The 11,489-nt window shown below is 34.9% G+C and carries 6 protein-coding genes and 3 tRNA genes; 3 read left to right on the top strand and 6 right to left on the bottom strand.

The window, feature by feature from the left end:
* Window positions 1-67 precede the first annotated feature (67 nt).
* The 4 genes from AA088_RS14955 to AA088_RS14940 form a co-directional block, all read right to left on the bottom strand.
* A tRNA-Arg gene (locus tag AA088_RS14955) sits at window positions 68-141 on the bottom strand.
* A 24-nt stretch (window positions 142-165) separates the two neighbouring features.
* Window positions 166-240, bottom strand: a tRNA-Pro gene (locus AA088_RS14950).
* 24 nt (window positions 241-264) lie between these two features.
* A tRNA-Ser gene (locus AA088_RS14945) sits at window positions 265-346 on the bottom strand.
* A gap of 148 nt (window positions 347-494) precedes the next feature.
* Window positions 495-2,585: an HD family phosphohydrolase gene (locus AA088_RS14940; protein ID WP_046745833.1), complete on the bottom strand. Its 2,091-nt coding sequence runs from the start codon at window positions 2,583-2,585 to the stop codon at window positions 495-497.
* A 131-nt stretch (window positions 2,586-2,716) separates the two neighbouring features.
* Between AA088_RS14940 and AA088_RS14935 the strand changes: the two genes are divergently transcribed.
* Both AA088_RS14935 and AA088_RS14930 read left to right on the top strand, forming a co-directional pair.
* Window positions 2,717-3,895 (top strand): acetyl-CoA C-acyltransferase, encoded by a 1,179-nt coding sequence (locus AA088_RS14935; RefSeq protein WP_046745832.1) that lies wholly within the window; start codon window positions 2,717-2,719, stop codon window positions 3,893-3,895.
* A gap of 31 nt (window positions 3,896-3,926) precedes the next feature.
* Window positions 3,927-4,673 carry a C40 family peptidase gene (locus tag AA088_RS14930; RefSeq protein WP_046745831.1) on the top strand — a complete coding sequence of 249 codons (747 nt, stop codon included), beginning with the start codon at window positions 3,927-3,929 and terminating at the stop codon, window positions 4,671-4,673.
* A gap of 78 nt (window positions 4,674-4,751) precedes the next feature.
* Here the strand turns inward: AA088_RS14930 and AA088_RS14925 are convergent, their stop codons facing one another.
* Together AA088_RS14925 and gyrA are read right to left on the bottom strand one after the other, a co-directional pair.
* Window positions 4,752-6,035 (bottom strand): tetratricopeptide repeat protein, encoded by a 1,284-nt coding sequence (locus AA088_RS14925; protein WP_046745830.1) that lies wholly within the window; start codon window positions 6,033-6,035, stop codon window positions 4,752-4,754.
* A 38-nt stretch (window positions 6,036-6,073) separates the two neighbouring features.
* On the bottom strand, window positions 6,074-8,611 hold the full coding sequence (gene gyrA / locus AA088_RS14920; RefSeq protein WP_046745829.1) for a DNA gyrase subunit A: 2,538 nt from the start codon (window positions 8,609-8,611) through the stop codon (window positions 6,074-6,076).
* 261 nt (window positions 8,612-8,872) lie between these two features.
* On the opposite strand from gyrA, the gene AA088_RS14915 reads away from it, so the two are divergent.
* Window positions 8,873-11,431: an ATP-dependent Clp protease ATP-binding subunit gene (locus tag AA088_RS14915; RefSeq protein ID WP_046745828.1), complete on the top strand. Its 2,559-nt coding sequence runs from the start codon at window positions 8,873-8,875 to the stop codon at window positions 11,429-11,431.
* Window positions 11,432-11,489: the final 58 nt, after the last annotated feature.

Here is an 11,489-nt window from a genome sequence, read left to right as displayed (position 1 = left end):
TGTGCAAATTTTGTGCAAATTGAAAACAAGAAAGGCTCTCGATTTCTCGAAAGCCTTGTTATACTTGTGATCGCGACAGGATTCGAACCTGTGACCGTCTGCTTAGAAGGCAGATGCTCTATCCAGCTGAGCTACGCGACCATTGCATAAAGCAAAATTTCTATGTCGGGGTGGCAGGATTCGAACCTGCGACCTCCGCGTCCCAAACGCGGCGCGATAACCGGGCTACGCTACACCCCGAAAAGTTTAATTTTCATAAAAAAGCGGAGAGACCGGGATTCGAACCCGGGCAACCCGAAGGTTGACAGCTTAGCAGGCTGCTGCATTACCACTCTGCCACCTCTCCAAAATTGTCATGAAAATGAACTTATACAATTGTGAAATTGCGGTTGCAAATGTAACTGTTCATTTTATACCTCGCAACTATTTATGTACTTTTTTAGCCTTTTTTGACTATTTTTTTTTCAATAATTTCATTTTCAATATCCTATCACTTATTCTGGATATTCAATTCGTAAGTGATAGATGTTATTGAGCTTCTTTTTTAATACTTTTTTTACTGTTACGATTTCTTTTAATGTAATATCAGCATTCATAAACTGCTGTTCATCCATTTGTTTATCGATTATTCGTTCTACAAATTCATCAATTTTTTGATACGTAGGTTCCTTTAAACTTTTTGAAGCAGCCTCCACAGCATCTGACATCATTAAAATAGCTGTTTCTTTAGAAAAAGGGATAGGTCCTGGATATTGGAATTTTTCTATTGAAACATTTTTATCTAATTCTTTTGCTTTCTGATAGAAGTAGTAAACAGTTGACGTTCCATGATGTGTTCTTATAAAATCAATAATTCTATCTGGTATTTTGTTACTTTTTGCAATCTCAATTCCGTCCAGCACATGATCTATTATAGTTGCTGCACTTTCCTCTGGTGATAGTTCATCATGAGGATTAACGGATGTTGCTTGATTTTCAATAAAAAACGTCGGATTGTTCATTTTACCAATATCATGATACAAAGCTCCTACCCTAACCAACATAGTATTAGCACCTATTTCGCTAGCTGCAGCTTCCGCTAAATTGGCTACTTGGAGTGAATGATGAAAAGTTCCTGGTGCTTCATTCGCCAATCGCTTCAGTAGTTTGGAATTGGTATCGGATAATTCTAATAAAGAAACATCAGAAACCAACCCAAAAATCTTTTCATAAATGTAAATTAACGGTTGCACAAATAAAGTTGCCAATCCGCATAAAATAAATTGTGTAAAATATATCCAAGTAACATGCAAACTACCTAATTCATTTCTACTAAATACTTCTGAGAATTTAATGCCTCCTTCATGAGTAATGTAAAAAGCAAAATAAGCTATAATGTATATCAATGTAATTTGCCCTACTGAAATAAATAAATTGGCTCTTTTATACAACTCAGAAACCGTAAGAATGGTTACAATTCCAGCAATAATCTGTAAAAAGATATATTCTGAACTGTTTGGCACAATGAAACCTAGTAATAACACAGTTAATACGTGTGCAAATAATCCCAATCGTGCATCAAAGAACGCTTTGAGAATGAGAGGTAAAATACATAAAGGCACCACATACACGTAATTTGCATTATACTTTACCACTAAAGTCGTCAGTATAATCATAAATACTATGTTCATGAAGATAAATGTGACTTTATTGTTATTCTCATAAATTTCTGGTCGGTATTTTCTAATAAACAGTAAAAGCATTAGAAGTGCCAATGCTACTAATATTACATATCCAAATACAATCCAATTATAGTTAGACTCATTCCAGACCTGTGATTCATATTCTTTTTTTAGCGAATTAAGAATTGCGAATTTTTCACCTTCTACAACCTCTCCTTTGGCAATAATTCGGATTCCTTCTTGTATATTTCCGCGTGTATAGGCAATTTCACTTAGCTCCTGCGTTAAAACACTATTGGTAAATTTTTGGTTGATTTCTACATTGGGTTCTATAATTTCAAAAAACAAATTATATAATTGCGATTCATAATTTTCAAGCACTTCCTCTTCAACAAAATCTTTTATGTATCGCTGTAAATTATTAAGTTTTATAAAACTGTTATAACTTACATTTCTCTCTACATTATCTTTTATTAAAACGACTAATCGATCGATTTTAGAATCATCAATCGTAGCTATGACACCATTTTTGTAAAAATCATCTAATAAGTTACTTGTTTTATATTTGAGTGTTGAATATGTTCCTCTATCTATCAAACTATCTATAGAAAACAGTTCATCAAATTGTTGGTTAAAATCATTTTTTACACTTGTAACTACTTCTGTATTGTAATTGTAATAAGTTTTGGCATTGGCAGTTATATTGGCTTTCTCTGCTTCAATTTCTTCTGTAGTTTTTACAATTGGAAAGTCAAACGGCGCAATCAAGGTTTCATATTGCCAAGGTTTTCCTTTTTGAAATTCGTATTGAAATTTTCCTCCTTTAGGAAAAAGGTAAACTATCAAAAATGTAGTGAGTATATATAAGAAAATCTTGTATACAAATGACTGATTTTGATATAACTTAGTAACGAGCTGCTTCATTAAGTGTGATTGTGATAATATTCAAAAGTAATAAATTTAAGTTGTTTAGCTGATTGGTTAAATTGATAATTTATACGGATATCTTCTAAAAAATAATTAAATTCGCAGCAATTAAACGTTAAGCTAAAATCATGAGTAAAGAAGTTGTAATTGTAGCAGCTGCAAGAACTCCTATTGGAAGTTTTTTAGGTGCTTTATCTACTATACCAGCTCCAAAACTAGGAGCAACCGCTATTAAAGGTGCATTAGCACAAATTAATTTGGCTCCTGAAAAAGTACAAGAAGTGATTATGGGGAATGTAGTACAAGCCGGTACAGGACAAGCTCCTGCTAGACAAGCTGCTATTTTTGCTGGAATTCCAGATACAGTTCCTTGCACTACTGTTAATAAAGTATGTGCTTCGGGAATGAAAGCTGTAATGCAAGCTGCACAAGCAATTGCTTTAGGTGATGCAGCTATCGTTGTAGCTGGTGGAATGGAAAACATGAGTTTAATTCCTCACTATTTCCATGCGAGAAGTGCTACTAAATTTGGGCCTGCACAAATGGAAGACGGAATGCAAAAAGATGGTTTAGTAGACGTGTATGACAATGTTGCTATGGGCGTATGTGCTGATGCTTGCGCTACAGAATACAATTTTTCTAGAGAAGACCAAGATGCTTTTGCAATTCAATCGTATGAACGTTCTACAAAGGCATGGGCTGAAGGAAAGTTTGCCAACGAAGTAGTTCCTGTTGAAGTTCCACAGCGAAGAGGTGAACCAATTATTGTAAGTGAAGACGAAGAGTACAAAAATGTAAAGATGGAAAAAATCCCTTCTTTACGCCCTGCTTTCACCAAAGATGGTACTGTAACAGCTGCTAATGCATCAACTATTAATGACGGTGCTGGAGCTATGGTATTAATGAGTGCTGAAAAAGCTGCCGAACTAGGACTTAAACCTCTAGCGACTATTAAAGGATATGCAGATGCTGCGCACGAACCTAAATGGTTTACAACAGCTCCTGCTAAAGCCCTTCCAAAAGCATTGGCCAAAGCGAATATTTCACTAGAAGAGGTAGATTACTTCGAATTTAACGAAGCTTTCTCTGTAGTTGGATTGGCAAATATGAAGATTTTAGGACTTTCTGATGACAAGGTTAATGTAAATGGTGGAGCCGTTTCATTAGGACATCCTCTAGGCTGTTCTGGTGTTCGTATCTTAATTACTTTGATTAATGTATTAGAACAAAATGATGCAAAAATTGGAGCAGCTGCAATTTGTAATGGTGGCGGTGGAGCTTCCGCTTTAGTTTTAGAAAGACCATAATTCCTAAAATACACTTCAGAGATTATAATTCATGCAATATGGCATTTGCAATTTAAGTATTGTTCCGCTTCGTGCAGAACCAAGTGATATGAGCGAACTCGTATCACAGGTCTTGTATGGAGAACATTTTAAAGTATTGGAGCAGCGAAAAAAATGGAGTCGTATTCGTATTGCTTATGATAAATATGAAGGTTGGATTGACAACAAACAATATTTAGAAATTTCTGAAGATATTTACAAAGAAAAAGATTCAGAAGAATTACGTTTATCGTCTGATTTGGTTGAGTTTATTTCACAAGAAACACAATTAATGCCTATTCCTATTGGCTCTGTACTGAATTCTTTACCTCTACTTTCACATCAATTTGATGGTCGATCAGTTTCTGGGATTCTCCCTAAAGAAAATATTATTAAGACTTCATATATGTATCTAGGCGCTCCTTATTTATGGGGCGGAAAAACCCCTTTTGGGATTGATTGTTCGGGTTTTACCCAAATGGTGTATAAGCTGAATGGTTATAAGTTATTGCGTGATGCTTCTCAACAAGCTACTCAAGGAGAAGCCTTAAGTTTTATTGAAGAAAGCGAGCCAGGCGACCTTGCTTTTTTTGATAATGAAGAAGGAAACATTATTCATGTAGGAATCATTATGGAAAATAACTACATCATTCATGCGCATGGAAAAGTTCGCATTGATCGAATAGATCATTCTGGAATTTTTAATGTTGAAACCAATCGTCATACGCATCGATTACGTGTCATCAAAAAAATAATATAGCGCTTTTATATATTTTTTTAGAGAATAAAAAAAAACCTCGCAAATTGCGAGGTTTTTAAGTTGTATGAACTAACTAAATTATTGTCCTAGTTCTTCTAGTTTAGCCTTTACTTTTTTGAATTTAGCATCCTCTCCTAAGAAAGAGTACAATCCTTTTAATTGCTTTAATACTATAACATTTTCAGGAGCTTTGTCTGCTACTTTTTCCAAGATTTTTAAAGCCTCTCTATACAATTCTGTTTGTTGTGCTTGATATTCTTCAAACTTCTTATTGTCTGCAGAAGAGTTTCCTAATTGATTCATTTTATCAACAACATCAGCCGCTTCATCTAAATATGTTTTAGAAAGGTTAATTCCTGCATTTGTATAACCTGGATCTAATTCTAAAGCTTTACTATACGCAGCTCTCGCCTCGTCCAAATCACCATTTTCAGCACTAATTACCCCAATATTGTAATACGAATCTACATCATTAGGATTCTTTTTAACAATCTCTTGCATGATTTCTTTAAACTTTGCAGTATCTCCCATTTGATAGTAGATATTTCCTTTTGTTAATAACAAAGAAGGATCATCTGGATTAACAGCAATTGCTTCTTCAACAGCTGCCAATGCCTTTTCATTGTCTTTGACATGGTTTGTATAAATCCAAGAAATATTTTTTACGATTTCAGGAAGTCTAGACTTTGATGTTTCTGTAGTAGGATCTTTATGCGTTTTTGCTTTTACAGAAATATCTCTGATTGTTTTATCTGGGAAAGATTCTTTTTGTCCTGTCGCCGTATTAATTGCATAATATTCAGTTTTAACACCTGTATAATTTGCTTCTTTTAACTCTTCATAATATTTTAATGAAGTGTCATAATCTTGAGCAGAAATAGAGTTTGAAGCCGCAAAATACAAGTAGTCTTTATTTTCAGGTTGTAATGTATACGTTAAATACAATAAATCTGAAGCTTTGTTATAATCTTTTGCTTTTTGTGCTGCAATTGCCTTATCAACCAACTTACTAATCATTGTTTGCAACTTAGGCTTCGCATCTTTTGTATATCTAAAATCTCTTTGCTCTTTTTCAAAATCGAATAATTTATTGTACGCATCTCCTGCAGTTTTAAGAGAAGCATCAGTATCCATTCCTTTGTCTGCTAAATCTTGATATGTTTGACCTTTTAAAAAGTAATATTGCGCTTTGTATTTAGCATCGGCACTTTCAATTGTTGATGAAATACTGTTAAGCACTTCTTTAGCTTCAACAGCATTTCCTTTTTTTAATGCTTTCTCAACAGCTTTTAATTCTTTCTTTTGAGCGAAAGAAAACGCAGTGATTAACATTGCTGAGAAAATTAAAATTGTCTTCTTCATTTTATAAATGTTTAAAATATTTGAGGTTTGTGTTATGATTATTCTTCTGTTTCGTTATTTTCTGAAGTAGCATTATCAACAGCCGTGCCATTTTCTACAACATCAGTGTTTTCAATAGTTTCGTCATCATTATCTTCTTCTTCATGCATTACTTTAGCAACTGCTGCAATAGAATCCTTCCCTTTAATGCTAATTAAACGAACTCCTTGCGTTGCTCTTCCCATAACACGAAGATCAGAAACAGACATACGAATTGCGATTCCTGATTTATTAATAATCATTAAATCATCTTCATCGGTCACATTCTTGATTGCCACGAGTTCACCAGTTTTGTCAGTCACAGAAATCGTTTTCACTCCTTTTCCTCCACGATTCGTAATACGGTAATCTTCTAAACTAGAACGTTTTCCATATCCATTTTCAGAAACTACTAGAATATTGCTATCCATATCATTCACAGCTACCATTCCAACAACTTCATCGTTATCGCTTGCTAGGGTAATTCCACGAACTCCAGAAGCGTTACGCCCCATAGGTCTCGTTTTTTCTTCTTCAAAACGAATCGCTTTTCCAGATTTTACAGCCAACATTACCTGACTGTTTCCTGTAGTTAATTTAGCTTCTAGCAATTCATCTCCTTCTTTGATAGTAATTGCATTAATTCCATTGGTACGTGGACGTGAATATTGCTCTAAAGGTGTCTTTTTTACTTGACCTTTCTTCGTAGCCATAATCACATAATGACTATTGATATAGTCTTCATCTTTCAAGTCTTGTGTACAAATAAAAGCTTTTACCTTATCTTCTTTTTCTATGTTTATCAAATTCTGAATAGCTCGTCCTTTTGATGTTTTACTTCCTTCAGGAATTTCATACACACGCATCCAGAAACATTTTCCTTGTTGTGTAAAGAACAACATGTATTGATGATTGGTTCCTACAAATAAATGTTCGAGGAAGTCTTCATTTCGAGTCGCACTTCCTTTTTGTCCAACACCACCACGATTTTGCTTTTTGTATTCTGTCAACGACGTACGTTTGATGTATCCTGCATGCGAAATCGTAATCACTACTTTTTCATCTGGAATTAAATCTTCAATACTTACATCGCCACCGGCATATTCGATTACTGAACGACGTTCATCACCATATTTTTCTTTGACAACCGCCAATTCTTCTTTGATGATATCCATTCTTCTTGACTTGTTTGCCAAAATATCTTTGTAATCTTCAATGCTCTTCATGATTTCTTCGTACTCAGCGCGTAACTTGTCTTGTTCCAGACCTGTTAATTGACGAAGACGCATTTCCACAATCGCTTTTGCTTGAATTTCTGTTAACTCAAAACGTTTGATTAAGTTATTACGAGCATCTTCTGCATTTTGTGAGCCACGAATAATAGCAATTACTTCATCAATATTATCAGAAGCAATAATTAAACCTTCTAAAATATGTGCTCGCTCCTCCGCTTTTTTCAGTTCGTATTCCGTTCTACGAGTAACTACCTCGTGTCTGTGTTCAACGAAATAATGAATTAACTCTTTTAAGTTTAACAATTGCGGGCGACCATTTACCAATGCAATATTGTTTACACTAAAAGAAGATTGTAATGCTGTGTATTTATATAATTTATTTAAGACGATATTAGGGATAGCCTCACGCTTTAAAATGTATACAATACGCATTCCCTTACGGTCAGATTCGTCACGAATAGAAGAAATTCCATCGATTTTCTTTTCATTAATCAAATCGGCAGTCTTCTTAATCATATCTGCCTTATTAACCTGATAAGGAATTTCAGTCACAATAATACACTCTCTTCCTTGAACTTCTTCAATCATTGCTTTTCCTCGCATAACGATTTTTCCTCGTCCTGTCTTGAAAGCTTCACGAACTCCATCGTAACCATAAATGATTCCTCCTGTTGGAAAATCAGGAGCTTTTACATGTTGGATTAATTCGTCAATTTCAATATCATTATTGTCTATATACGCATGAATTCCATCTACCACTTCTGATAAATTGTGTGGTGGCATATTAGTAGCCATACCAACTGCAATCCCAGACGCTCCATTGATTAACAACCCTGGAACTCTTGTAGGCAATACAGTAGGTTCTTTTAAGGTGTCATCAAAGTTCAAAGAATGATCTACAGTATCCTTATCGATATCCGCTAGCATATCGTCTGATATCTTACGCATTCTTGCTTCCGTATAACGCATTGCTGCAGGGCTATCACCATCTATAGAACCAAAGTTCCCTTGACCATCAATTAACATGTAGCGCAAACTCCATTCTTGCGCCATACGAACCATAGCATCATATACAGAAGTATCGCCATGCGGGTGATACTTACCTAATACTTCTCCAACGATTCTCGCAGATTTTTTGTGCGCCGAACTAGATCTTACTCCAAGTTCATGCATTCCAAACAATACTCTTCGGTGTACGGGTTTCATTCCGTCTCTTACATCTGGAAGCGCACGTGACACAATGACTGACATCGAATAATCGATGTAAGCAGACTTCATCTCATCTTCAATATTAATGGGGATTAACTTTTCTCCTTCTGCCATGTATTTAATGTTTTAATATTTCGAGTTTTACAAATCGAGCCAATATACAACATTTACTAGTATTCAGCGAAGATTCTAGAGGTCATTTTGAGCTTTTTTTATTAACAATTTTTTAATAAGTTTTTTTGATAATTTAAGATTATAATTTTTGAATTCGCTGTTTTTTTTCGTCAATTAGCTGTAATTAGTCTTCATCACGGAACAATTTTTGTATTATTCGGATTGAAGTATTAATTTTAATGACGAAAGGAACTAGAATATATGGATGATAATTTCTCCCCAAGAGTTAAAGATGTAATTGCGTATAGCAAGGAAGAAGCATTACGCTTAGGCCATGATTTTATTGGTACTGAGCATTTGATGCTTGGACTTCTTAGAGACGGAAGCGGTAAAGCAATCAATATTTTGAGCGCATTAGATGTCGATTTGACACATTTGCGCAGAAAAGTAGAGATTTTAAGTCCTGCAAATCCTAATGTTGCAGTAGCTTCCAATGAAAAGCGTAATTTACACTTGACTCGTCAAGCCGAAAGAGCACTTAAAACTACATTTTTAGAAGCCAAACTTTTTCAAAGTTCTTCTATAAATACCGCACACTTATTACTGTGCATTTTACGAAATGAAAACGATCCAACTACCAAGCTTTTAAATAAGCTTAAAGTTGATTATGACAACGTTAAAGAGCAATTCAAGTATATGATAACAAACGACGACGATTATATAGACACACCACGAGCAGAATCTTCCTATTCTGATGATAATGGCGGATCTCAAGATGCTTCCAAAGACAATCCATTTGGTGCTTCTAATTCAGGAAACAAGGCAAATAAGAAATCTAAAACACCTGTATTAGACAACTTTGGTCGAGATTTAACCGCACTTGCAGAAGAAGGAAAATTAGATCCTGTAGTAGGCCGTGAAAAAGAAATAGAGCGTGTTTCTCAGATTTTGAGTAGACGTAAGAAGAACAATCCAATATTAATTGGTGAACCAGGTGTTGGTAAATCTGCCATTGCTGAAGGTCTTGCCAATCGTATCATTAAACGTAAAGTATCTCGTATTTTATTTAATAAGAGAGTGGTAACTCTTGATCTTGCAAGCCTAGTTGCAGGAACTAAGTATCGAGGCCAGTTTGAAGAGCGTATGAAAGCCGTTATGAATGAATTGGAAAAGAATGATGACATCATTCTTTTTATTGATGAAATTCACACCATTGTAGGTGCAGGTGGCGCTACTGGAAGTTTAGACGCTTCCAACATGTTTAAACCCGCCTTAGCAAGAGGTGAAATTCAATGTATTGGTGCAACAACTTTAGACGAGTACAGACAATATATTGAAAAAGATGGCGCTTTGGAAAGACGCTTCCAAAAAGTAGTTGTTGAACCTACTTCTGTAGAAGAAACAATTGAAATTTTAGAGAATATTAAAGATAAGTATGAAGAGCATCACAATGTGAATTATACTCCTGAAGCGATTAAAGCATGTGTGACATTGACCAATAGATACATGACGGATCGCTTCTTGCCAGATAAAGCGATTGACGCTTTAGATGAAGCCGGTTCAAGAGTTCATATTACCAATATTGATGTGCCAAAGCAAATTTTAGATTTAGAACGTCAGTTGGAAGAAGTACGTGAATTGAAAAATTCTGTAGTTAAAAAACAAAAATATGAAGAAGCTGCCAAGCTTAGAGACGACGAAAAACGTCTAGAAAAAGAATTGGCTATTTCACAAGAAAAATGGGAAGAAGAGTCTAAGCAACACAAGGAAACCGTAGACGAAGATAATGTAGCAGATGTGGTATCAATGATGACTGGTATTCCTGTAAATAGAATTGCTCAAACTGAAAGCAATAAACTGGCAAAATTGCCAGACTTAATCAAAGGAAAGGTAATTGGCCAAGACGAAGCCGTTGGAAAAGTTGTAAAAGCGATTCAACGTAACCGTGCAGGATTGAAAGACCCTAACAAACCAATTGGTTCATTCATTTTTCTTGGGCAAACTGGAGTTGGTAAAACTCAGCTAGCAAAAGTATTAGCGCGCGAATTATTCGATTCTGAAGAAGCATTAATCAGAATTGATATGAGTGAATATATGGAAAAATTTGCCATATCACGCTTAGTAGGTGCGCCTCCAGGATATGTTGGATATGAAGAAGGAGGACAATTAACCGAAAAAGTTCGCAGAAAACCATATGCAGTTGTTTTACTTGATGAGGTCGAAAAAGCGCATCCGGACGTATTCAACATGTTATTACAAGTGTTGGATGATGGTTATTTGACTGACAGTCTTGGGCGTAAAATTGACTTTAGAAACACTATCATTATTATGACATCCAATATTGGAGCTCGTAAATTGAAAGACTTTGGCTCTGGCGTAGGTTTTGGTACAAATGCAAAGAAAAATCAAGCTGATGAACATGCTAAAGGTGTAATTGAAAATGCATTGAAAAAAGCATTTGCTCCTGAATTTTTAAACAGAATCGATGATGTTGTTATCTTTAACGCTTTAGAACGTGAAGACATTCACAAAATCATTGATATTGAAATTGCAAAACTATATGCGCGTATCAAAGGTTTAGGTTATGACTTATTATTGAGTGACAAAGCCAAAGATTATATTGCAGACAAAGGTTTTGATAGACAATATGGAGCTAGACCTTTAAAAAGAGCTATCCAAAAATATATTGAAGATGCTCTTGCAGAAGAAATCATTACTTCAAAAATTCATGAAGGCGACAAAATTTTCATGGATCTTGATGAAGATAATGATGAATTGACTATAAAAATTGAAAAAACTGAAAAGCCTACCGAATCGTAAGCTTATCATTTACACATTATTATAAAAAATCCTGTTTTTTACAAACAGGATTTTTCTT

Source organism: Kordia zhangzhouensis, from assembly GCF_001005305.1.
GTDB lineage: Bacteria > Bacteroidota > Bacteroidia > Flavobacteriales > Flavobacteriaceae > Kordia > Kordia zhangzhouensis.
Note: the sequence above shows the minus strand (reverse complement) of the source record. Positions and strands in the feature narration are given on the sequence as shown.